The 22,758-nt window shown below is 39.0% G+C and carries 22 protein-coding genes; 11 read left to right on the forward strand and 11 right to left on the reverse strand.

Features of this window, described 5'->3' with window-relative positions:
• Window positions 1–90: 90 nt before the first annotated feature.
• Window positions 91–810 carry a glycosyltransferase gene (locus EOK74_RS06010; RefSeq protein WP_133469029.1) on the forward strand — a complete coding sequence of 240 codons (720 nt, stop codon included), beginning with the start codon at window positions 91–93 and terminating at the stop codon, window positions 808–810.
• Between the two features lie 126 nt (window positions 811–936).
• Here EOK74_RS06010 and EOK74_RS06015 read toward each other — a convergent pair whose 3' ends face one another.
• Window positions 937–1,275, reverse strand: a complete 339-nt coding sequence (locus EOK74_RS06015; protein WP_133469031.1) for a P-II family nitrogen regulator — start codon at window positions 1,273–1,275, stop codon at window positions 937–939.
• Between the two features lie 218 nt (window positions 1,276–1,493).
• Between EOK74_RS06015 and lspA the strand changes: the two genes are divergently transcribed.
• From lspA to EOK74_RS06030, 4 genes are all read left to right on the forward strand, one after another.
• Window positions 1,494–1,994 (forward strand): signal peptidase II, encoded by a 501-nt coding sequence (gene lspA, locus EOK74_RS06020; RefSeq protein ID WP_133469032.1) that lies wholly within the window; start codon window positions 1,494–1,496, stop codon window positions 1,992–1,994.
• A 2-nt stretch (window positions 1,995–1,996) separates the two neighbouring features.
• Window positions 1,997–2,173, forward strand: coding sequence for a hypothetical protein (locus EOK74_RS20815; RefSeq protein ID WP_166638723.1), 177 nt, complete (start codon window positions 1,997–1,999; stop codon window positions 2,171–2,173).
• A gap of 141 nt (window positions 2,174–2,314) precedes the next feature.
• Window positions 2,315–2,635, forward strand: a complete 321-nt coding sequence (locus EOK74_RS06025) for a hypothetical protein (protein WP_133469034.1) — start codon at window positions 2,315–2,317, stop codon at window positions 2,633–2,635.
• A gap of 121 nt (window positions 2,636–2,756) precedes the next feature.
• Window positions 2,757–3,080 carry a hypothetical protein gene (locus EOK74_RS06030; RefSeq protein WP_133469036.1) on the forward strand — a complete coding sequence of 108 codons (324 nt, stop codon included), beginning with the start codon at window positions 2,757–2,759 and terminating at the stop codon, window positions 3,078–3,080.
• Here the strand turns inward: EOK74_RS06030 and EOK74_RS06035 are convergent.
• From EOK74_RS06035 to queC, 3 genes are read right to left on the reverse strand one after another with little or no spacing between them, the layout of a single operon-like run.
• Window positions 3,077–3,427, reverse strand: a complete 351-nt coding sequence (locus EOK74_RS06035) for a HopJ type III effector protein (RefSeq protein WP_133469037.1) — start codon at window positions 3,425–3,427, stop codon at window positions 3,077–3,079. The two genes, EOK74_RS06030 and EOK74_RS06035, sit on opposite strands and share 4 nt — an antisense overlap.
• A gap of 8 nt (window positions 3,428–3,435) precedes the next feature.
• Window positions 3,436–3,744, reverse strand: a complete 309-nt coding sequence (locus EOK74_RS20950; protein ID WP_239024033.1) for a hypothetical protein — start codon at window positions 3,742–3,744, stop codon at window positions 3,436–3,438.
• A 56-nt stretch (window positions 3,745–3,800) separates the two neighbouring features.
• Window positions 3,801–4,460, reverse strand: a complete 660-nt coding sequence (gene queC / locus EOK74_RS06045) for a 7-cyano-7-deazaguanine synthase QueC (RefSeq protein ID WP_133469039.1) — start codon at window positions 4,458–4,460, stop codon at window positions 3,801–3,803.
• A 97-nt stretch (window positions 4,461–4,557) separates the two neighbouring features.
• Between queC and queE the strand changes: the two genes are divergently transcribed.
• From queE to EOK74_RS06060, 3 genes are all read left to right on the forward strand, one after another.
• On the forward strand, window positions 4,558–5,232 hold the full coding sequence (gene queE, locus EOK74_RS06050; RefSeq protein ID WP_133469041.1) for a 7-carboxy-7-deazaguanine synthase QueE: 675 nt from the start codon (window positions 4,558–4,560) through the stop codon (window positions 5,230–5,232).
• 93 nt (window positions 5,233–5,325) lie between these two features.
• The gene (locus tag EOK74_RS06055; protein WP_239024034.1) at window positions 5,326–6,204 is read left to right on the forward strand and encodes an amino acid ABC transporter substrate-binding protein; all 879 of its coding nucleotides are present in this window, start codon (window positions 5,326–5,328) and stop codon (window positions 6,202–6,204) included.
• Window positions 6,201–6,611, forward strand: coding sequence for a hypothetical protein (locus EOK74_RS06060; RefSeq protein ID WP_133469043.1), 411 nt, complete (start codon window positions 6,201–6,203; stop codon window positions 6,609–6,611). Before EOK74_RS06055 ends, EOK74_RS06060 begins: the two co-directional genes overlap by 4 nt.
• Before the next feature lie 133 nt (window positions 6,612–6,744).
• Here the strand turns inward: EOK74_RS06060 and gatB/aspS are convergent, their stop codons facing one another.
• From gatB/aspS to EOK74_RS06075, 3 genes are read right to left on the reverse strand one after another with little or no spacing between them, the layout of a single operon-like run.
• On the reverse strand, window positions 6,745–10,089 hold the full coding sequence (gene gatB/aspS / locus EOK74_RS06065; RefSeq protein WP_133469045.1) for a bifunctional amidotransferase subunit GatB/aspartate--tRNA ligase AspS: 3,345 nt from the start codon (window positions 10,087–10,089) through the stop codon (window positions 6,745–6,747).
• Window positions 10,089–11,489, reverse strand: a complete 1,401-nt coding sequence (locus EOK74_RS06070) for an amidase family protein (RefSeq protein ID WP_133469047.1) — start codon at window positions 11,487–11,489, stop codon at window positions 10,089–10,091. Before EOK74_RS06070 ends, gatB/aspS begins: the two co-directional genes overlap by 1 nt.
• A 3-nt stretch (window positions 11,490–11,492) precedes the next feature.
• Window positions 11,493–11,762: a hypothetical protein gene (locus tag EOK74_RS06075; RefSeq protein ID WP_133469048.1), complete on the reverse strand. Its 270-nt coding sequence runs from the start codon at window positions 11,760–11,762 to the stop codon at window positions 11,493–11,495.
• Window positions 11,763–12,852: 1,090 nt separating this feature from the next.
• On the opposite strand from EOK74_RS06075, the gene EOK74_RS06080 reads away from it, so the two are divergent.
• Together EOK74_RS06080 and EOK74_RS06085 are read left to right on the forward strand one after the other, a co-directional pair.
• The gene (locus tag EOK74_RS06080; RefSeq protein ID WP_133469050.1) at window positions 12,853–14,031 is read left to right on the forward strand and encodes an IS4 family transposase; all 1,179 of its coding nucleotides are present in this window, start codon (window positions 12,853–12,855) and stop codon (window positions 14,029–14,031) included.
• Window positions 14,032–14,365: 334 nt separating this feature from the next.
• Window positions 14,366–15,763, forward strand: a complete 1,398-nt coding sequence (locus EOK74_RS06085) for a hypothetical protein (protein ID WP_133469052.1) — start codon at window positions 14,366–14,368, stop codon at window positions 15,761–15,763.
• A 338-nt stretch (window positions 15,764–16,101) separates the two neighbouring features.
• Here EOK74_RS06085 and EOK74_RS06090 read toward each other — a convergent pair whose 3' ends face one another.
• From EOK74_RS06090 to EOK74_RS06100, 3 genes are all read right to left on the reverse strand, one after another.
• Window positions 16,102–18,129 (reverse strand): hypothetical protein, encoded by a 2,028-nt coding sequence (locus tag EOK74_RS06090; RefSeq protein ID WP_133469054.1) that lies wholly within the window; start codon window positions 18,127–18,129, stop codon window positions 16,102–16,104.
• 467 nt (window positions 18,130–18,596) lie between these two features.
• Window positions 18,597–19,178, reverse strand: a complete 582-nt coding sequence (locus EOK74_RS06095) for an outer membrane beta-barrel protein (protein ID WP_133469056.1) — start codon at window positions 19,176–19,178, stop codon at window positions 18,597–18,599.
• 280 nt (window positions 19,179–19,458) lie between these two features.
• Entirely contained in the window at window positions 19,459–21,105 is a 1,647-nt protein-coding gene (locus tag EOK74_RS06100; RefSeq protein WP_133469058.1) for a M28 family metallopeptidase, read from the reverse strand.
• An 88-nt stretch (window positions 21,106–21,193) separates the two neighbouring features.
• Between EOK74_RS06100 and EOK74_RS06105 the strand changes: the two genes are divergently transcribed.
• On the forward strand, window positions 21,194–22,039 hold the full coding sequence (locus EOK74_RS06105; RefSeq protein WP_133469060.1) for a DUF3025 domain-containing protein: 846 nt from the start codon (window positions 21,194–21,196) through the stop codon (window positions 22,037–22,039).
• On the opposite strand, the gene EOK74_RS06110 is transcribed toward EOK74_RS06105, so the two are convergent.
• Window positions 21,994–22,698 (reverse strand): YIP1 family protein, encoded by a 705-nt coding sequence (locus EOK74_RS06110; protein ID WP_133469062.1) that lies wholly within the window; start codon window positions 22,696–22,698, stop codon window positions 21,994–21,996. The genes EOK74_RS06105 and EOK74_RS06110 overlap by 46 nt on opposite strands.
• Window positions 22,699–22,758: the final 60 nt, after the last annotated feature.

Consider the following 22,758-nt stretch of genomic DNA (forward strand, 5'->3'; position numbering starts at 1 on the left):
GCTTAAAAACCGTCAACTTATTCTAGGACGGGACATGATTAACAATCAGGGAATGTAACCTTTAAATTTGCAATATGTGAAGAGTCTTTCTTGTTAACTATTATTATTCCAACCCTAAATGAATCTAAGTCTGGTTATCTGAAAAAGTTATTAGATGCTTATAAGCCAACGCCAGAGATAGAGATTGTGTGCGTTGACGGAGGAAGCCTTGATAATACCCTTGAGCTAATAAAAGTGGCTGGGGTCCGTTTAATCGAAACGGGTTTAGCCTCCCGGGCTGCTCGGTTAAATGTAGGAATTCAAGAAGCCACGTATGAGATGGTACTGCTAAATCATCCAAGAAGCCTAGTAGAAATAGCGGGTATCAAGGCATTAATCATGGCCAATAAGCACTTAAGTTGGGGGGCGTTTACCCATAGGTTTGATAATTCACACCCGCTACTTAGGTTCACCTCTTGGTACTCAAATTATATGCGGGGAGATAAGCGAGGCATATATTATTTAGACCACTGTATTTTTGCTAACAAACAACTTTTACTTGAAGTTGGCTTATTACCCGATATTGATATTTTTGAAGACACAGCACTGTGTTTACGCCTGAACAAGAAAGCCAAGGGCATACGTTTGCCTTATATTAGTGAAACCTCTGCAATTCGTTTTGAAACTGCTGGGATCTATTCGCAAGCCATAAAAAACCAATATATTAAGTGGCTTTATTATTTTAACCGTTCAGATAAAAAAATGAACAGCATGTATGAAAAAGGCTTAGAGCTAAACACTGAATATGAGGCAAACAAAAAACAAAAGTAGGTTTGATTTTTAAGGCTACTGAATTGTGACAAATAACATTATTTAGCTTTATATTCTTGATAGCTCAAAAGGAATTTAAGCCTCTGTGGTTAATTAGTGTGTCTAATAGAAAATAGTTTGTGCGGGTTATACCGCATCTTCACCTTCTTCACCGGTTCGAATACGTATGGCTCTTTCCATGTCATAAACAAATATTTTGCCATCACCTATTTTACCACTTTGTGCTTTTTCGATGATGACTTCTAGGCAGCGGTCGACCTCTTTGTCGGTGATAACAATTTCAAGTTTAACTTTTGGTATAAAGTCGACCTTATATTCAGCGCCTCGATAAGTATCGATATGGCCCCTCTGTCTTCCGTATCCTTTCACTTCGGTAACGGTAAGGCCTGAAATACCTGCTTCCAATAACGCTTCTCTTACTTCGTCTAGCTTAAATGGCTTAATTATCGCTTCAATCTTTTTCATGGGTTATTCTACTTCTCACTATTCTCAGATAATACAAAAGCTTGTGATAGTTCTTGGCTATCTCTATTGATCCTATAGAATTGATTTATATCATTTAATTTACAAATTGTTAACAAAACTTTTGATAATTAAATGCATTACTAGATAGACCAAAGAGTGAATAACATGAAATAATTGTTCACTGTTCCTTAAATATCCCCAAAGAAAAGTAATCCACTATGAGTATGATAAAACGTCTGATCCTGCTAATAACTATCACCTTTGTTAGTGTTGGTATTGATCAAGGCACTAAACTGTTTGCCGCTGAAAATTTACCTAAATATGAAATGACGAGTTATCTTGCTGATACTTTGCGCATTGGTTACGTTGAGAATACGGGCGCTTTTTTAGGTTTAGGCAGTGATTTACCTGATAATGTCAGATTTTGGATATTTGTTTTTGCTGTCGGTGTGATTTTACTGGCTTTGTTAATTTATATCATCAGAACAAAAACTCAAACCGCTTATGCTTTGGGGTCTTTGTCACTTATTTTCTCTGGTGGTATCAGTAATTTTTACGATAGAGCTATGAATAACGGTGCGGTGATTGATTTTTTAAATATAGGGGTAGGGTCATTAAGAACGGGGATATTTAACGTAGCTGATATGGCCATTATGTTAGGTGTTTTTTTATTATTGTTTGCTAAAGAAAAGCAGGATACACCTCCTAAAGGCGCATAATTTTGTCTGTTAAAAAAAGCGTCAAAAAGGGTGTTTATCAATCGCCTTTGAGTAAGCTCTATTCTAGGCAACAACCTAAGGTGAAAGCCAAAAAGGGCATGGCTAGACTATTGTTGATCTATGCTGAAAATGATCCTAAACGCATTGCTGCCTTGATTCAAAAATGGATGAGAGAGTGAAATGAGTATCTTAAGTGATGATATCAGGTCTTGAGAGTAAGCATTTAATGCAGTTAGAGATAGGTACAGAGAATGAATGTAAACAGTGATTTTATTTTACATCCAAATAGCGAATTTGAGTGAAAAAATGAGTTACAAACATTGTTTTTAAATGATGTTAAATTATCTGCTGAAGATCAAAACGTGCTCAAAGCGTGTACAACAGAAGATCATGAATCAGTTGGTTTAATAGGCTGTTTATTAAATGATGGTACGTATGTCAATAAAGCAAGGCTCATTATCGCTAGCAACAATCAATACAATGATGAGTTAGCATATAGGGCAACCGCGCTTTTATCTTGTACAGAAAGCGAACTTCAGGCACTTATTGAGGTTTTATCTGATATTTACATTATGAAGTTTGAACAGATAAGCGCATACGAAAATAGAGTCTATGGAATACTTTTTGACGTACTAAACTAATACCCTAGCTCAAATAGGGCTGGAGTTTCACTAACTGTAGCACTGTTGTCACGATAGGCTTGACACAATGCTACCTATAAAATCTGGTTAGGTTTAATATTCAATTGAGTAGAAGGTGAAAATGAATCGCTACCTTATGGCTGTAATGGTTTTAATTATGTTTGGTTTGCAATCCGCTTGCAGTACGTCAGTATCACAAGACCCCAAGTCTACAAAAAACACAAATAGTCTTATTGTTATTGCTTGCAATGAGTTCGAATGGAACGATGTTGCAAACCTAGTTGCTCCATACCAAAGTGACATCTTACAGGTGGCTTTGTTACATCAGGCGCAATCAAGTGGTTATCGTTTATCAGCCGCTGCAGAGCAAGCTTTGGCTGATGGCGAGCACATGCCGAGTTCAGTTAAAGTCTTGCTGCAGTCTATTGTCGATGCAAGGTGTTAATTTGACTCGATTTCTAATGCTGTGTCTTCAAAGTCAACTCCATCCCAACCAGTCTTCATGAAGTTTCTTATATTGCCATGATCACTACCTTCTGGGTGTTTAAGTACATCATCTCGGTAGTAGGTACCAAATAAATGTAGAGTTTGAGCTTCTGTTAATTGATTTAACTTTGCAAAGTAGAATATCTTACATGAGCCTTCGTTAGTGCCAGCTAAATTAGTTAAGTCACCGTTGGAAAATTGGCTAGGTGTATAATTGTAATGGTTATTTATCACATCCATCACTTGGGCAAACTCCACTTGGGTGGGCGCAGTTTTTACTTGGTTTAATAAGTTTTCAAGAGTCATTAACATTCCTAAATGTGTGATTGGTTACATACCTTGATCGTTATGGTGCAATCAATATGTTTGAGTAGTTTATTTACAAAATTGGGGACTTGAATTTGACAGTCTGGGGCAGCAGGATTCACTTTTACTAAAATATCGCATTGCTCTAATGTAATTTGCTGACGAACAAAGAAAATATTAAGGTCATCTAAATTATCTAATGATGCATTTACAGGCACTAAACCTATAACGTCATGGCTATCAGAAATTGGAGCATAGCTTGCCCCGTTTATCTCCCTTTTAAGGGTAATACCTTGAAACTTGTCTAGTTTGAGCAAACGAAAAAAAACCTCTGTCTTGATATTAGTTCTCCTAATCTTAAGGCTTCAATTGATTAACTTTCATATTCGAGTGGGTCGCTAACCTGATTCTCACTAAAGGCTTCTAGCCTTTCTTGGCAAGCGCCACACTTTCCACAGGCTTTTTCGCGGCCGTTATAACATGTCCATGTTTGGTTGTAGTCTAAGTTCATTTCTAACCCAGCCGTTAAAATTGCGGTTTTACTGACGTCTAGGTAAGGCGTGACAATTTCGACAGCTTCATAGTTTGCAATGGCACATACGTCATTCATTTTATGTACAAATTCTGGGCGGCAATCAGGATAGATAGCATGATCACCTGAATGGGCACCATAGAATACTTTATTAGCATTAATCGATACCGCATAACCCACAGCCATAGATAACAAAATCATGTTACGGTTTGGCACCACTGTGGTTTTCATGCTGTCTTCTTCATAATGGCCTTCAGCTACATCAATATCAGATGTGAGCGAAGAGCCACCAATGAGTTGGTTTATAGCCGAAATATCAACAATTTTGTGGTGTACACCTAAATTTGAACAAGCTCTTGCGGCATACTCTAGTTCTTTTTTATGTCTTTGACCGTAGTCAAATGATAAGGCAAAAACGTCGAAACCTTGTTTAACTGCGAGGTTTAGGACAGTAAAAGAGTCCATTCCCCCGGAAAAAATAACCACTACCTTTTGTGACATGGGCTTTGCTTCTTTATAATCAGATAATAAGGTTTATTTTAAGTGATTTAACGGTGAATTCCCACAGCGGGAGGCAGCTAGATCCAAAGGAAAGTAATTGAGTTTGTATAAAATTAATGAAGTGTTTGAGTCTTTACAAGGGGAGGGCAGTTATACAGGCCTTCCCTCAATTTTTGTACGCCTACAAGGGTGTCCTGTTGGGTGCCCTTGGTGTGATACTAAGCACACATGGGAAGTCGACCCTGACTCAATAGCCACTAGCACTAGGGTCATGGCTGAAACCAGCGAGTCAAATAGTTGGTTTGAACAAACAGCGCAACAATTGATTGAGCTATTTGAGCGCTATGGTTATGTGGCTAAGCATGTGGTTATTACGGGCGGTGAGCCATGTATGTATGATTTAACCGAATTAACATCTTATTTAATTGGCCTTGGATACTCAGTTCAGATTGAAACAAGTGGCACCTATGAAATACATTGCCATAAAGGTACTTGGGTAACGGTTTCGCCTAAAGTGAATATGCCAGGTGGTAGGCCCGTACTTAAAAGCGCCATGTTAAGAGCTAATGAAATTAAGCACCCAATTGCCATGCAAAAACATGTTGATGAGTTGGACCAAGTATTAAGCTTATTAGAGGATGGGTCTACGCCACAAATTTACCTGCAACCGATTAGTCAGCAGAAAAGAGCCACAGAGCTTGCAATTAAAACCTGTATCGCCCGCAATTGGCGTTTGTCTTTACAAACCCATAAGTTTATTGGCATTGAGTAATTAAATATTGCAAAGTGTTAAGTTCGCCATGTGGCATTGGTTACCTATTTATTATGGTAAATATTAATTGAAGTTTATCCTTGGACTTATTATATGAGTTTTTTATATAAAATCAGTACGTTACAAATATTTACGCTTATATTGGGGTTTAGTTGCAGTGATACCAATGGTGCATCTTGGAAAATCACTTATCCAAGCCCAGATGTCGATTCAGATATTATGACGACTTACCCTGTAGAGTTGTTAACCCTAGCACTGGATCAAACTGGGGTGAATTATGAGTTAAATCCTTCTAGTAACCAGTTAACTAAGATAAAAGCATTAAACCGTCTCGAAGATAACCGTGAGGTTAATTTAGTGTGGGGTATGACTAGTATTCAACGGGAAGAGAATTTACACCCCATACGCATTCCTCTATTCAAAGGATTAATTGGATGGCGGCTATTATTAATACGTGACGATATGTCTGAGCGTTTTAAATATATTCAAAGTCTAGAGCATTTGATTAAATTATCACCTGTCCAAGGAAGAGATTGGCCAGATACAAAAATACTAAGATCTAACGGATTCGACGTAATAGTTAACCAAGGGCAGGGTAATCTTTTAAATATGTTAGCTACAGCGCAAGGAGATTTTTACCCCCGTTCATTAGCTGAAATTTGGCATGAACTCGAATCCCTTGAAGGAACTAAAGGGTTATCTGTTCAACCAACATTGGGGATACGTTATCCTGCCGCTGTTTATTTTTTTGTGAACAAAAATAATAGCCCTCTAGCACATTTGATTGAAGTAGGTTTAGAGAAAGCCATTAAAAATGGTAATTTTGAAGAATTGTTTTTGAAAACCTTTCAGGGTTACATTGAAAGAGCAGATTTGAAAAATAGAAATTTTTATTACTTAGAGAATACTTTTTTACCTAAAGACACACCTTTGCAGCGTGAAGAGTTGTGGTTTCAACAGGAGCACAAATGAATATTTTACTAAAACAAATGGTAAAGTTAACGTCATGCTTAGTGGTGTGCTCTATAACCAGTAGTTGTTCGGTATTAGGTTTTGCCGCTGATATTGGGCTGGCTAATGTATTAGAGCCGGTTCGAGATGCGAATACCAATGCTACTTCAAATCAAAAGGTCGTGAACCGTTCTCGTAACCAGTTTCCACTTGTTTTCACCGTTGAGGGAATGAAACAAGACGCAAAAATTATTAGTGGTTTTTTGGGCAGCTATAAAGCCAGCGCTTCGGATACTCAAGAGAGTGAATCACAACCACAAAAAGTCACTGGCTGTAACCATGTGATTGAAGGCAAACAGCAGTGTTACCCTAGTAGTTATTATCAAGATATGTATATTAAAACTAGTAGCGGCGAGAAAGAATTTTAGCGGTACCGCGAACCTTTTCTAGGTTCAAGGCGAGATATTAAACACTCTATTAAATTAAGGTTGAGGTGGGATGAAAAGTTCCCAAGGGGCTGTTAGTGCCAACCCCTTGGGATTTTATCAAGGTAGCTTGATACTATTTTTTCTTGATCACTGTAACGTTCATTTCTTCGACTTTTTTGTCGGATAAGAGTGATGGAGCGTTAAAGAGTAAGTCTTCGCTGGTGCCTGTTTTCGGGAACACCATAACTTCACGAATAGAGTTTTTCTTACCTAACAACATCATTAGACGGTCAATACCCCAGGCGATCCCGCCATGTGGTGGCGCGCCATAATGGAAGGCTTTATACAAAGTACCCACACTTTTCAGCATCTCGTCTTTGTTGTATCCCATGTTTTTATAGGTCGCTTCTAATATCTCAGGTTTATGGGCACGGACTGAGCCCCCACCAATTTCGTAACCATTTAGCACCAAATCGTATTGCTGGGCGATGATAGTGCCAATTTCGTCGTCTTTGCCGTTCATGTGTTTCTCTATGTCGGCAATAGCTGGCATCGAGAACGGGTTGTGGGTAAAGGTCCATCTGCCATCATCTGTTTTCTCAAACATAGGGAAATCAACTACCCATGCCGGTCGCAGCTCTTTAGGGTCGATTAACTTGAGCATTTTGCCAAGCTCTTGGCGCACTACATCCAAGGCCTTGTTTGCCACGGCATAACTGGCCGCCGAGAAAAACACCACGTCGCCAACTTGGGCGTCGCTAGCTGCAATTATTTTAGCTGCTATGTCTTCCCCTAAAAATTTAATGATTGGCGATTGCAGATCGTCTTCGTTGACAAATATATACGCAAGTCCACCCAGGCCATTTTGCTGGGCCAGAGCTGTAAGGTTTTCGATTTGTCCTTTGGATAAACGCTTACCGCCTTGTTCTTCGGCAGACACCTTAATGCATTTAACAATACCGCCTTGTTCAATTGGCTTACTGAACACTTGGAAGCTGGTATCTTTAACAATGTCAGTGATGTCTTGCATTTGCAGGCCAAAACGCAAATCAGGGCGGTCACATCCGTATTTATCCATGGCGTCTTTGTAAGTGATGACTGCAAAGTCATGTAACTTCCATTTTTTACCATAAATTTTTCTCACCACTGTATTAAACATCTTAGTGTTTAAGTCGATGATATCCTGCATGCTGGCATAGGCCATTTCGATATCTAATTGGGTAAACTCTGGTTGACGGTCGCCCCTTGAATCTTCGTCTCTGAAACAGCGGGCTACTTGGAAGTACTTTTCGTAACCGCTGACCATGATCATTTGTTTAAACTGCTGGGGGGCTTGTGGCAGCGTATAAAATGCGCCCGCTTCTTTGCGACTTGGTACAATAAACTCTCTAGCACCTTCATCGGTTCCAGCACTTAAGATAGGCGTTTCCATTTCTAAGAAGCCTTCATCATCAAGCATATCTCTAATGAGTTTGATCACCTTATGGCGGTCGATAATGACTTTGCGGACTTCTTTGTTTCTGTGATCTAAATACTTGTGCTGAAAGCGAATGTTTTCGTTGGTTTTTGTGGCTCTGGCGATTTCAAAAGGCAAGCTTCTCGCTAGGTTTAAAATCTCTAGCTTGCTTGTTTCAAGCTCAATAGTACCGGTTCTTAAACCAGGGTTGTAATCGTCTTCTCGGCGCTGAACTACGATACCAGTCGCTGCTATCACCGATTCAGCTTTTAAGGTAACTAGTTCATCAAAGTTAGGGAAGCTTTCACGACTCAAGCGTACTTGGAATATTTGGTAGCTAGAATCACGCAAATCGATGAACATTAAATCACCGTGATCTCGGACACTGGCGACCCAACCCGACAGGGTGACTTCTTGAGAAAGTGATTGCTCTGATAATTCAGATATTTTATGGGTACGATAGTGATTTTTAACAATAAGTGGCGTTTCAGGCAGCACTTCTTCTGCTTGTTTCACGCTTTGCTTGTCGCTGCCTTTTACTGTGTTTTGCACATTGTCGCTAGATGCCGAGGCATTACTGCTGCCAGAGGCATTCACAGCGTTTAAAATACCTTCTCGAATGACTTTACCCGACGCGCCTTTACCAATAATGGCAATGACTTTACCCACTAGAATTCCGGCTTTACCTTGGTTACCGGCTTTTATGTCGCTGGCAATGGCGGCATTATTCTCGATAACAGTATCAATCGCGTCAGCTATTTGCTGTTCTGAAATACTGTTTTCTTGGAAGTACTTTTTATAATCAAAACTTGCGTCTTTTAAATATTCGCTAACGGCTTTTTGTACCAATACTGAGTTAACTTTACCGTCTTTAAATTGGCTGAAAATATCCGTAAGCACTGCCGTGTCATGGATGTTTTTGTAGTCGTCAGCCGGGATCACATTCACTAAGGTACGGGCGATAAATAACGGGTCTTTTAGGACATGGTTGATATCCATAAAGGTTTTGGCACGCACTGCTTCAGCCGTAAAAAACTTAGCATCTTGGGGCACTACACCCCCTTCGATCAAGATAGACTCAATGGCAAAAGGTAAGGTCTCTAAATCCACTTCAATTGCGCTGACTACCTGTGAAATATCCACAAAGGGTAAGTCTGGCTCAGAGATAAAACGGTAATCCGCTTCAAACTCTTTTTTACGCATGACTTTAGTTTGTTTTAGTTCTTCATCCCATAGCACTGTGGTTTGGTCAGGGCGAAATACTTCGTGCTCAATATAATAGTTAAGCTGTTTTTCAACTTCTTCTTTTAACGATTCGACCATAAACTTAAATGAGTTTAAGTTTTTGATTTCAGTTCGTGGGTTGAGGTCGTTGGTATGTCTTTTACGCAAAGACACAGACACATCTGACTTAAACTCACCTTTTTCAAGGTTAGCCTCAGAGATACCAATACCTTGCACTATACGCTGAATATATTGAGCGTAGGTAGACGCATCTTCGATGTTGCGCATACAAGGATCTGTCACGATTTCAATAAGCGGCACGCCTGCTTTATTGAAATCAACCAAAGATACATCTCGTTCATGCATAAGCTTAGCGGCATCTTCTTCAATATGTACTTGAGTTAAACTAACGGTAAATTGTGAACCATCTTTACGGAAACACGACACTTCACCATCTGGGATTACCGGATTATGAAATTGGGTGATTTGAATATTTTTGGGATTGTCAGGATACTCGTAATGTTTACGGTCCCACGAAATCACCGGATTGCTAAAAGTAGACTTAACTGCTTTGCCGAAATAAATGGCTTTAGTAATGGCTTCTTTGTTGATGGCAGGTAGTACACCCATTTGCCCGGTACACACAGAACAGATATTGTGATTAGGCGTATCAGACTCTTCATTTGGACACGCACAAAATAACTTAGTTTTAGTGTTTAAGCGCACATGAGTTTCAAGACCAATAACCAGTTCTAGGTCGTGTTTTTCGAGTAAATCGTTTAAATAATCCAGTTCCATTATAGTGTTTCTTCTAGCAAGTGAGCGAACTGTAAAACACGCTCATCGTCGGTTTTAGCTGCTGTAATTTGAATACCTGTAGCGGTACCATGGGGCACGGTTAAGGTGGGCAGTTGCCCTAGACTAAATCCAACTGTGAAGGCATCGGATAAATACATAGCCATGGGATCTTTAAGACCGTCTCCCACTTTAGGCGGTAAGCCTGGTGTCACCGGCGATAACACAATATCCACATCATTAAAAAAGCCTTCGAAATCTGCAGAAAGCTTGTCTCGAACCGCCAAACTTTTAAGATAAATGGCGTCTGAGAAACCCTGAGATAACACTTGGTTACCGCCAACTATTCTGCGCTTGCTCTCTTCGGAAAAATTCTCAGAGCGGGTCACTGCATAACTTTCAATTAAGTTTTCTGCCTCGATACGATTACCGTAATTGGTGCCATCTAGTCGTGACAGGTTAGATGCGGTTTCTGCCATGGCTAAAATGTAATAGGTTGAAATTAACGCCTCTGCATCTATGAAATCGAGAGGTTTAACTTCTATTCCTTTGGCTTTTAATTTTTCAAGGGTCGCCATAAAGTCAGCTTTAATAGATGCGTCCATCGCATCGTTTTCAAGCAGGTTTTTAAAGTAACCAACTGTCTTAACACTGCCAGTATCCGCTAACCCAGCTTCATTTATTGGCGCTGACTCATAGGTCGTTTGGTCTTTAACATCTTTGCCACTTATAGTGTTAAGCACAATGCGGATATCTTCTACGCTTTTTGCTAACGGGCCCACGCAATCGGTTGAGGAGGCATAAGCCATTAAACCATAGCGAGAAATACGACCATAAGTTGGCTTTAAACCATATACTCCATTGTAACCAGCGGGTTGTCGCACTGAACCACCTGTATCGCCACCGATTGAAAATACCGTATAGTCCTTAGCGACATTTACCGCTGAACCACCACTTGAACCGCCTGCCACTAATGCCGAATCTTTGGCATTGTTAACTGGGCCAAAAATACTATTTTCATTAGATGAACCATGACCAAAGCTATCACAGTTTTCTTTTACAATTGGAATCGCCCCCGCATCGATAAGCTTTTGAATCGCACTTGCGGTATACGCTGATTTATATTGTTTTAGAAAATCAGAACTGGCAGTGGTAAACGTGCCTTGTAGCATAAAGACATCTTTGACCCCAAAAGGTATGCCTTCCAGTAGTCCTATGTTTTCTCCATTAGCAATTTTTGTATCCACTGCTTGGGCTTGTTTTAGTGCGTTTGCATCAAGCAAAGCATTAACACTGCCGTGGGAGTTTTGTTTTAGCAAATCGAGTCGTTGCTGAACTAAATCAACACAGCTAATTTGCTTGCTGATTAATTGTTGGTGAATGTGTTTTATTTGAGATTGCATAGGTTAGGCTTCTATTACTTTTGCCACGACTAAATAGCCGTTTTTTTCTTGAGGAAAGTTTTCTACTATGAGCTGTTTTTCTAAGTCACTTGCTTGAACAACCATGTCTTCTCTAAGCTGTTCAATAGGTACTGCGTTCTGATTATTATTACCCGATGAGCCAGTAGTCGATAAATCAGAATTTTTAATCACTTCAAATAACTTATTAATTGTCTCTGAAGGCTTTGCGCCTTTAATACTCGACAATACATCGACAGTCATAGTTTTATTCATTGTTATTTCATTACCTTGTGGCATTTTCGTGCAATAAGCACATCTAACTAACCAAAAAAAACCTTCCGGATTTGGAAGGTTTTTTGTTTTTAAATACTGAGAAACCTTCCGAACCTAATAGTTAAGATTATTACCATTCCAATTATTATTTAACGCGTTGTTTAACATTACATTTGGCTCTATTAGGTACAGGTGGTTGAATTGCAAAGAAGTATACACTAATTCCTATACCAAATTTACCATTTTTAATGGCTGTTTGGAGCATACCTTATGCACTTTTTTATGAAGCGTTCGCTTTGTTTATTTATGCGCTGTGCTTATTTTTATTCTCTTCGTTTACGGGCCATAGCTTCGCCACAGAGCATTCGCTGCGCTCATGGCATCCATGCCTTTTTTCAAACAGCATCCTTGCTGCTCGATTTACTTTTTGCCAACAGCAGCAAAAAGTAAACAAAAAGTGCCGCGCTCCACAAAACTCTTCTCCCAATTTTAATTGAAATTTAGCAGGTCGCTTTTCATGCGTTCCCGACGCACAAAAACTCAATTGGCTATCCATGCCAATTGCCCTACTAAATTTTCAATAAAACTGGCGAGTATTCAGTCACGAAAAAATCAAAAGCATGCGCTTCGCTCACTGTCATCTCGGTAACTGCGTCCTGCGTTACCCTACCTTCCACCATCCTTGGTGGTTCCATGACATTTTTCACTCTAACCCCTTTGAGCTAGTGACTCTTTCTTCAACAGCCAAGAAAGAGTAACTAAAAAAAGGCCGCGCTATAACCAAGTTCTTATGCCTGCGCGACTTGTCAAATGCAGGCCGCAATGATTTGTTCAGTACAATTTATTGCTTCAATTATACCCTTGTAATTTATCCTGTATTTGCCCACCTTGCTCAGCGAACTTGGATACGCGATAAAATCAAAAGCATGGCTAAAGGAGTGGGTATGTGGTTAGTAAACATACAAAAGAATAGATAGAACTTGTAGGTTGGGCTTTAGCCTGAAGAATCCCCACAGCAATGAATAGTAAGTGATTGAAATTTGGTATTATTTATTTCACAACAAAATAACAATAACCAAACTCAACCACTATGAAAGTACTATCAGATTTATTTACCCTAGATTCAAGTGTGTTAGACCCTCGCATTACCACATCACTTTTTACTGCAGCCAAGAGTGTTGTAAATGGCTCAGTATTAGCTTTAACGGCATTAGGTCGCAATGTGGCTAGCGATAATGGTGTAATGGAGAAACACAGTATCAAACGCGTTGATAGATTGTTAGGCAACCCTCGTCTACACGATGTTATTCCACAGTATTATCAAATCATTCAGAAATTATTTATTACTGAGAAACATCCGTTGATCCATATTGATTGGTCAACGGTGTACAACTATAACTTCGTGATGTTAAGAGCGGCCATCTCGATTAAAGGTCGAGCCATTGCATTGTATGAAGAAGTTCACCCTGAAGAGCAACATGCTCAACCAGCGATCCATAAAAAATTTCTAGTGGCACTGGCTAAACTATTACCGGCTGATTGCGAACCTATTATCTGTACTGATGCAGGGTTTAAAATACCTTGGTTCAAGGAAGTACAACGATACAATTGGTATTGGCTGGCCAGAACGCGGGGCACGGTGAAATGTAAATTTGAAACAGAAGAAGAGTGGCATTACGTGAGTCATTGCCATGCTTGGGCAACATCCAAAGCTACCGAACTTCCTCCTTTCGCTTTGTCTAAATCAAGTCAATATAGTTGTCGTGGGGTGTTGTTCAAAGGTAAGAGCCAACAACGACATAATCTAAATCGCAAAGGTGTGGTGACGAAAGACAATATTAATAAGCGTCATAGTAAGTCTGCCAAAGAGCCATGGTTTCTAGTATCAAACCTCCCTGAAACTCAATACCCACCTCACCAGTTGGTAAGTTTATATAAGCGCAGAATGACTATCGAAGAATCGTTCAGAGATTGCAAAAATGAATATTACGGACTGGGATTATCGCGCAGTCTAAGTCGTTGTGAGAAACGACTACAAGTTATGTTACTGGTGGCAATGATGGTACAGTTTTATCTATATTGTGTTGGTAAAGCGGCTGAAAATCAGGGATACCATCTGCACTTTCAAGCCAACACCATCACTAATAGAAGAGTGTTATCCTATGGATACTTGGGATTAAGGCTTATTAAACATAGGCGTTATGATGTTTCAAAGGAAATGATACTTGATGCAATAAAGGCTCTTGTGGAGGATGCGAAATGTTCATGAGCCTGTGGGGATCCTTCAGGCTTTAGCCCATCAGCTTATGTAGCGGCGATTATTTTGTTGTTTTTAGTGGAGTTAAAAATAGACTGATTCAATTTATGTCATTGTTTTTAATAGAGTTAAAGTGGTGGCTGCAAATATAATATTCTGTATTTATCCAAAGTAGTGGTTTCTATATGGCCAGCCAATAAAAATTCCCCTTTGAAAACCAATAAGTATATGAAAAGATGAAACAAATTAATTGCCAGAATCATTATTCCGTTTATTCCTAAAGTGGCTTAAACGTGCGGTCTGGCTAATATACTGTTATGTTTCTGAAAGGAGTCTTTGATAATTCATGGCGAAGAGAAAAATATTAACCATCGGATTTTCGCTTTGTGATGAAGCTACCGAAAGCTGTGACTTTAACTCTGATCTATCTCTGCTAGATTGGGATATTATTCTATTTAAACCAGATATAAGCGATTTTTTAAGTTATGAATACACATACAAAGGCAAGCCCTGTCTTTCTGACGACAGCTCCTTTCAGCTTAAGGAACAAGCTGAACATTGGCGTCGAGAAATAAAGGCAGCAGTAGAAAGTGGAAAACTGGTAATTGTCTATTTATCTGACTTAAACGAGATAAGCATTGCAACCGGGGAAAAAAGTTTTTCAGGCACAGGAAGAAATCAAAAGACAACAAGAATTGTTACCGATTACAACAATTACCACACGATCCCCTTGGATGTAAAGCCAGTAAAAACTAATGGTGTGGAAATAAAACTATCTGCAAAAAATTCTGAGGTGATATCAGCGTACTGGCGCGAGTTCTCATCTGTTTCCACATATAAAGTATTGTTAAATGATGAGATCAAGCCATGCTTGGTCACAAAGCATGGTGACAAGGCTGTTGGCACAATTGTAAGAACAAAGAACTCTACTGGTACTTTGGCGCTACTGCCTGATATTGATTTTTACTCACCCCAATTTTTTGATGAGGAAGACGAGTGGACTGCTGATGCAAAGCAATTTGCCGCTAGGTTTATTAAAACAGTTGTAGCACTTGATAAGTCTTTACGAGGTTCTGGCGAAGTAACTCCCGAGCCAGAATGGGCCAAAGAGATTGGGTTCAAGTTAAAAGAAGAAAGTATAACAACTGAAAAATTATTAAAAGTAGAGACAAAACTTGAATCAATTCAGGCTGAAAAAGAGGTTCTTATTGGAAAAATTAAGGACTTAGGCCGACTTAGAAACTTATTGTTCGAAAAAGGAAAGCCATTAGAGTATGCAATTCTAGATGCGCTAAAAATAATTGGTTTTGAAGTGTCGCAATATGAAGATGGCGAGTCGGAATTTGACGCTGTTTTTGAATCTAAGGAGGGGCGATTAATTGGAGAGGCCGAAGGTAAAGATAGTAAGGCTTTAAATATTGATAAGCTCAGACAATTGGCACTCAATATACATGAAGATTTGGAGCGTGAAGAAGTTGAATCTCCTGCTAAATCCGTTTTGTTCGGGAATGCGTTTAGATTAGTTCCACTTGGTGAAAGAAGTGAGCCTTTTACTACAAAATGTATCTCAGCCGCGAGCACTAGCTCAACTGCCTTAGTTTTTACGCCTGACTTGTTCCGGGTCGCAAAATATTTATCAGATAATCGAGATAGCCGATTTGCGACAAAGTGCAGGAAATCGCTCATGACCACCATTGGAAGAGTAGTGTTTCCAGAAACCCCAAAAATAGGAAGTAAGCCCTAAATATGTCACAAGGAATAAAAGGGGTCAGATCCAGATTAAGTACTATATTCTTGTAAATGGATATTTAGGGATGATTAAAAGTGCCAAGAAAACCAAGGGCATCTTTTATAGCATGGATGCGACTTATGCCCGATTCGACATTAAAGGGTAGGTATTCTTAGGTTCAGAATGTTTGTGGAGCACGGGCCTTTTTGCATACTTTTTGCGACTGTTGGTAAAAAGTCTGTCGAGCCTCAGCAATTTATGCAGACATCCATGATAATAAAAAGCCAGCAAAATGCTGGCTTAGAAACTGTCAACTTATTCTAGGATGGAATAAATCATTAATCCTAAAACTTTCAAGTGTTAAGTGTAAGTACACTTGTCTTACTAATACGATGACGATAAATTTCTCGAAGATATTTAATCGCATTCTTCACATGATTGACATCTAAACGAATATCGTTAATTGATACAAAGTTTTGCGGACTTTCGATTAACTCACGATATTTTTTCTCGTACATTGGTTTAATAGCATACCAATTTGTATCAAGAATTTTTGCTGGGTTTTCATAAGCCGTAAAATACTTGTCAATAATAGAATCATCAAATTCATCTTCTTGAATCATATTGATAATGGCTTGATCGATTTCATTTGTATACCGATACTCATCACGAGCAAAACAACGCTTCATATAAGCTACCATGAGAGTTAAAAAGTCATCACTTAAACAAGGGCTCTTAGCAATAAGTGTCGTCAAAGATAAGTTTGCCGATGCGCCTATTACCAATGCATAACGCTTCAAGGTTGTATTAGGAAACAGTTTATTCAAATGCATTTTTAGTCGATTTAATGCTGTGAACGACAACTTATAGTCTCGCGGTAAAGAGATAATCGATACGATAGACGAACAGTTTTTAAAGAAGTGCAAATGATTTAGTGTACTTGCATCAAACCCACTTTTTCGATATTCCTTAATGGCGTCACGGTACTTTTCTGATTCCACAGGCAGTACACTTACCCCTTCAATCGCAGAGGTGGCAGAGTTAAAATGCGGTAACTCTATAGAGCGGCAGAACAAATCATCTATATCTACGCTATCTTGGCGAACATCCTGATTCACTACACTTTCAGCATAAGCAATAGCGACAGGGCCTGCTAAGCTCATAAATAAGTCATTGGCATCAAGACGGATTGTTTCAGAGATATCAATACCCGCTCGACGGAAATAATCCTCATCATAATCGGTTGTGACAGCTTGAGCGGTAAGAATGTTAAAAATTTGCTGAGAAATGTACTGGTTTGCATATTTTTCCATTAAATTAACATCTATGCTATCAGCATCACCGCCATTTTCTTCTTCTGCATAACGCATTATATCGTTAGATATCAACATCATAGAGTTCCAAGGACGAATGCGCCCCATTACATCGGCTGGTAACTCGTCATTATTTCGCTCTTCATTGTAAGAAAAATTCCATTCTTCAGAGATATATTTTGTTAAAAGACGACCTGCATTGATGTGAAGGGCTTCAGATATATCTACATTTTTTCCTGATATATTCGGTAATATACAAATACCAGACGTAAAAATAGGTTCAAATACAAAACTATGACGCTTGTCGGCAAGTTGATTTTGCCCCGAATGATAATCAAATGTTTTACTGAGATAAGAAAACTGCTGTGCCAAACCAAATTCAGATGCCATACCCGAACCAGTCCCTCCTCCGGCACTAAATATATAGAAGTAAAGGCGAGATTGATTCGCTTTGATACCACACGAATCAACAAGATAAGAATGAAGTTGTCTCCATTCTTCATTTATAAAGGTTGTCGCATCTTTATTAAGAATAATTTTAGCTAAATACTGACCTAATATAGGTGCATTACCTGCTCCACCAGCATGAACCTCAGAAAGGTCCATAAACTGCAGCTTTTTATATTCCTCTAAAAACTGGACGCGACCTTCATCATTAGAAAAACGAATTCGGCCTTCTATGTCTTTATCTAAGTCGCCCAATAAAACAATTGGCTCAATGAGGAAAACAGGCTTAAATCCTTCTTTATTCTCCATTGGTAAGTGCTTACGAATCCAGCGTAATGGACGAAATTCTTGCTCGTTATCCGTAAGATCTTCGTTTTCCACTTCTTTCATATAATTCGCCCTTGCTTCATATACTAAAGAAGCAAGGTCTAACGCAATATTAGAACCACAGCGCCCTAAACCAATAAGACAAACAGAAGGAAAAAAACGATCTGTGACGTCTTCTTCATCTGTTATAGGAGGATGAATTTTGTTTCGGACGGCATCTAAGTTTCCTAAAATTTTTTCTAGATTTGTCTCTGTAAAATAGAGGTGTTCTATTGGCGTTTTTTCTTGGCTCATGCGGCATCCTTATTCAAAGCAGTTTTTAAAAGAAGCTGTGTGTATTAGTAAATTAATAACAACTAAATATGTAGGCTAAGAAGTAACCGGATATCTAATTTTATTTCTACAAACATTATCATCCTTGTATGAAAATGACACTAATATGCTCAGTTGGAATATAAAATAAATACAAATTTTGTACAATTGAAGTTGACCAGTACATCCTGCGAAAGAATAAATAGTTATCATGGGGGCCCACCAAATTTATGCAATATGCCAATAATTTGATGGGGAAATTGTAGCTGCAGTAGGTTAAAAGCATCGGCTTCGTCATTGATTAATCAAGAGTGTGAGGCAGCTAAACTGAGGTTGTAGTCGAGTGTTTGATTTGTGAGGCTCTCCCAGGCTGCGAGCCTATTGATTGAAAAGCCAAATGCAGCCTATATTTAGAGAACGCCTGATTGAAACGATTTTTATGAATATTTCTAAAACTTAGATTTAAAATAAATGGATAAATTTCTGACTTTATTACTAATAGAAAGATTATCAGTTTGATAATCAATGTTTATGATTTTGTACTCTAATCCGAACGCATCATTATCATTGTGATCATAATCTAGACTCAATGCATAATACACATTGTTATCATCTAATTGATTATTTTCATTGGACAGTGCTGTGGTATCTTTTTTTATATTCATCCTCCATGAAGAGACTCCTAAGTGGCCATATAAGGTAAAATTCTTCAGTAAATTTACCCCATACTTGATACCTATATCGAATGACTTTGTTGTTAAGTGGCTATCTTGTTCTATCGATTCTTCATCAATGTAACTACCGACAGACTCCTTGTAGTCATTTAAGGATAGTTCTAACTTTAAGTTTTCAATTAACCTATATTCAGCTCTTATCCCTAGTGAAAAATCATCTCCTTTTACTGAATCATTACCATTAAAGCTTGTACGTTGATGTGACTGGCCTAGTGATATATCTAATGAAAGATCTTTAGAGGCAAGGGCGGAAAAAGATAAAGTTGTAAAAACAACACCTAAAAATAATATTTTCATACAGTTCCATTTAGAAAAAATAATATGCAATTGTGTACTAGAAGCCTGTCAGTTTATGGCTAAATATTTTGCCATAAACCATTGGTTTAGTGAAGTATTTTAACTACATCGGGAGTCTCTTCTAAGTAGCCAAAATGTAATTCCACTTTATTTGGCAAGTCGTGCAGGTATTAAAATTTGGTCGGAGCGAGACTTTTCTCGTTTTTGAAAAAAAAGAGCTTCGCCCAGCAGGGATGCTGGGCGAAAATTCACAACGGATTACGCTGAACGAAGTGAATAATTACTTTTGTCTTTGAAACTCACTGGTTTCAGCCCAATTTGGCCAGTCATCAGAAGATAAAAGGTCATAACCGACTTCAAATAGCAACTGTGCATCTTCCTCTATACCTGATAAATCCAAGCTTTCACGGAATTGATCGCAGACTTGGTGATAACAACCCCTAACGATGACATTAGTTCGTTTACGATATTGAGCGGTTGCTTCGTCAATAGGTACCTCACCGCCTTTAGCGTAAAGTGCAGGCACGCCTTGTTTAGCGAAGCTGAAGTGATCAGAACGATAATAGTATCCTGCTTCTGGGTGCCCTTCCTCAACAAGATAGCGATTTTGGCGTTTTGCAGCTTTTGCTAGGTAGGTTTCTAGCTCTGATTTACCCATACCAATAACGGCGACATCTTTGGTTTTACCCAGTACGCTCATGGCATCCATATTGATATTTGCCACTGTTTTGTCCAGTGGAACAATAGGGTGTTCAGAGTAGTACTTTGAACCTAATAGACCTTGCTCTTCAGCGGTTACAATCAAAAATGTTGTTGAGCGTTGCGGTTTAATATTTAAGTTTGCATAGGCTTTAGCCATGACTAAGGCAGCAGCCACTCCAGTGGCGTTGTCATGGGCGCCATTATATATTTGGTCGCCTTCTTTGGTTTCGTCTTTACCTAGGTGATCCCAATGTGCGGTAAATATTACGTGTTCATCAGGGCTATCTGCACCAGGTAATGATGCAATAACGTTGTAACTTTCAGACGTTTTGAAACTATTTTTAACGGTTACTGAGGCTTTTAAGTTTAATGCTTTGTTGTAAGGGCCTGCTTTAGCAAGCTCTTTTTCAGCAGTAAAGTCTAGCCCAGCATCAGCAAATACTTTTTGTGCAGACTCCAAGGTTAACCAACCCTCAACGGCTACTCTATCGGCATTGCCATTTTTGCTGACTAACCCATACTGTGCTCCGCTCCAGCTATTGGCTACCACAGACCAACCATAAGATGCAGGTTTGGTTTCGTGAACAATAATGGCGGCTTCTGCTCCTTGGCGACTGGCTTCTTCATATTTGTAGCTCCAGCGTCCATAATAGGTCATGGTTTTGCCTTGAAACTTACCACTTGCTGGATTTTCGAAGCCTGGATCATTAACTAATATCACGACGGTTTTACCTTTTACATCAAGGCCTTCGTAGTCATTCCAGTTATATTCTGGGGCATTTACGCCGTAGCCAACAAAAACTAAGTCTGATTCTTTAAGCTCAACTAAGTTCTGTTCTCGTTTAGTAGAAGCAATCATGCCTTCTTTATAGGCGAAATGGTTGTCGCCGATAGTAAGGGTCATATCTGGATCTGCAGTCATTTCTATCAATTCAACGGGCTGCAAGTAACTATCACCATTACCCGGTTGGTAGCCAAGAGCTTTAAATTCAGACACTAGATAATCAAGGGTTTTTTGCTCACCAATGGTGGTGGGGAGGCGGCCTTCATATTCATCAGACGCTAAGGTTTTAATGTGCGTCTTTAAGTCTTGGGTATTAATTTGCGTGTAAACTTCATCAAAATTGTCGACTTGGGGTGTTTCTGTAGTTTGACTATTTTGACAAGCAGATAATGTAAAAATTGTGATTAGGCTAAGTGCCCACATCATGTGGCAAGTTTTCATGAAATTGCTCTTGTAGTTTCAAAGTTAAGTGATTATAAAGCGTCTTTTATACCCATGCTATTTTATTTGTTAGGTGACATTACCCACTATGTTTTGGTTAGATGACTTTATAAAACAACTACCTATGTTGCCTTTGCAACAGCTTGAAGATAATTTTGAGTTGACTCAGTTTTCTGACTGGCCAAATGCAGCGGGCTTAAATCTGTTAAAAAAATATATTCCCGATCCCCTTACTGATATACCAGAGTTTGTATGTCAGTCTGAGCTTGTCGCAACAGACAAGTACTATGAACAAATCATTTACGAGCAAGGCGTCATTCCTACTAGGCCCAGTGGCTGGCATGACTTATTCAATGGTCTTATTTGGCTGCAGTTTCCTAAAACTAAGAGGTTACTTAATGAGCTGCATATAGTGGACATTAACCAGTATGGAGTATCGCCTAGAACCTTGAGGCGCAATAATTTAACACACTTTGATGAATGTGGTGTGGTAATTACCTATCAAGCGAGTGCAGCAAATAGGGAGTTGATAGCGGCACTAAAGTCACATCAGTGGCAACAGGTGTTTGTTGAAAATAGGCAAAAATGGGGTTTGGAGTTAAATAGTTTTATGTTTGGCCATGCAAACTTAGAAATGTTGTTAAACCCATTTATTGGGTTAACAGGAAAGTGGCTGGCCGTTGAGGTTGATGAAGAGTTTCAAAGTTTACCCTATCAATCACAATTGTTAGCAGTAGACACTAAGCTGAACTCTTTGATTAAAGAGCAACATATTTTTTGTGAAAAGAAACCTTTGTCGCCGCTACCTTTGTTAGGCATCCCAGAAGTGTGGGATGCCAACTTAGCACCAAGCTTTTATGAAAATACAGATTACTTTAGGCCTAAGCCTCAAAGTAGCAGCATCAACGCCCAAGCACCCCAGATTACTATATAGGGGGCGGTGGCTATGATGTAGGTTTTCTTGATGGGCAGTTGTGTCCACTGGCTTAAACCAACGGCAATTAAATACATCACCCATATAGACTCTAAGCGAACAGATTGAGCCAGTGAAAACCACGGAGAGCTCATTTCTAATCCAAAAATAAAAGCCAATGATGTAGGCCCTAAACTTATTGGAGATAATTGAGGGTCTTGTGAAAAAGCTAAAATAATTAACGCAATGATACTAGTGAATATAGATGGAATACTGGTCCACCATGCAAAACCATACCAATCGGTATAACCTTGAACACATTCTTCATCTGACTTAGTGGTGATATTTAGATATAAAGCCAACACAGCATTGGCAATAATGTTCGCTAACACAGCGCCAATTAGGCTGGCCCATAAAAGTTGTGGTTGGTTCATGGCTTTAGCCATATTTTCTTGCTCAAGTGGGCTTAAATCGCCAGCCGTTGATTGGATCACCAAGTCCCTATACCAATCAAAATCTATGAAGCTAAAGTATAAATAAATGGGTATGGCGGTTATTAGTGAGATAACTATAAAGGGTATCCAAGACCAATTGTGAGTTTCTTTAATGGTGGCAAATACTTGATTTGGCTTAATAAAAACATCTTTCATGGCCTGAAATGGATTACTGACTGGTTGCATATAACTCCCCGAATAATGATTTAGTGAAACACTTTTTTATTTATTTCTTATTGTTACATA

The organism is Paraglaciecola marina (assembly GCF_004360155.1).
Taxonomy (GTDB): Bacteria; Pseudomonadota; Gammaproteobacteria; order Enterobacterales; family Alteromonadaceae; genus Paraglaciecola; species Paraglaciecola marina.

Bases quoted from the DNA above. Each gene is read 5' to 3' on its own strand.
- EOK74_RS06095 (WP_133469056.1), bottom strand. From the start codon at position 19,178: ATGAAAATATTATTTTTAGGTGTTGTTTTTACAACTTTATCTTTTTCC.
- EOK74_RS06070 (WP_133469047.1), bottom strand. From the start codon at position 11,489: ATGCAATCTCAAATAAAACACATTCACCAACAATTAATCAGCAAGCAA.
- EOK74_RS06110 (WP_133469062.1), bottom strand. From the start codon at position 22,698: ATGCAACCAGTCAGTAATCCATTTCAGGCCATGAAAGATGTTTTTATT.
- queC (WP_133469039.1), bottom strand. From the start codon at position 4,460: ATGTCACAAAAGGTAGTGGTTATTTTTTCCGGGGGAATGGACTCTTTT.
- gatB/aspS (WP_133469045.1), bottom strand. From the start codon at position 10,089: ATGGAACTGGATTATTTAAACGATTTACTCGAAAAACACGACCTAGAA.
- EOK74_RS06060 (WP_133469043.1), top strand. From the start codon at position 6,201: ATGAATATTTTACTAAAACAAATGGTAAAGTTAACGTCATGCTTAGTG.
- EOK74_RS06030 (WP_133469036.1), top strand. From the start codon at position 2,757: ATGAATCGCTACCTTATGGCTGTAATGGTTTTAATTATGTTTGGTTTG.
- EOK74_RS06035 (WP_133469037.1), bottom strand. From the start codon at position 3,427: ATGACTCTTGAAAACTTATTAAACCAAGTAAAAACTGCGCCCACCCAA.
- EOK74_RS06100 (WP_133469058.1), bottom strand. From the start codon at position 21,105: ATGAAAACTTGCCACATGATGTGGGCACTTAGCCTAATCACAATTTTT.
- EOK74_RS06090 (WP_133469054.1), bottom strand. From the start codon at position 18,129: ATGAGCCAAGAAAAAACGCCAATAGAACACCTCTATTTTACAGAGACA.
- EOK74_RS06015 (WP_133469031.1), bottom strand. From the start codon at position 1,275: ATGAAAAAGATTGAAGCGATAATTAAGCCATTTAAGCTAGACGAAGTA.
- EOK74_RS06055 (WP_239024034.1), top strand. From the start codon at position 5,326: ATGAGTTTTTTATATAAAATCAGTACGTTACAAATATTTACGCTTATA.
- EOK74_RS06075 (WP_133469048.1), bottom strand. From the start codon at position 11,762: ATGAATAAAACTATGACTGTCGATGTATTGTCGAGTATTAAAGGCGCA.
- EOK74_RS06085 (WP_133469052.1), top strand. From the start codon at position 14,366: ATGGCGAAGAGAAAAATATTAACCATCGGATTTTCGCTTTGTGATGAA.
- EOK74_RS06105 (WP_133469060.1), top strand. From the start codon at position 21,194: ATGTTTTGGTTAGATGACTTTATAAAACAACTACCTATGTTGCCTTTG.
- lspA (WP_133469032.1), top strand. From the start codon at position 1,494: ATGAGTATGATAAAACGTCTGATCCTGCTAATAACTATCACCTTTGTT.
- EOK74_RS06080 (WP_133469050.1), top strand. From the start codon at position 12,853: ATGAAAGTACTATCAGATTTATTTACCCTAGATTCAAGTGTGTTAGAC.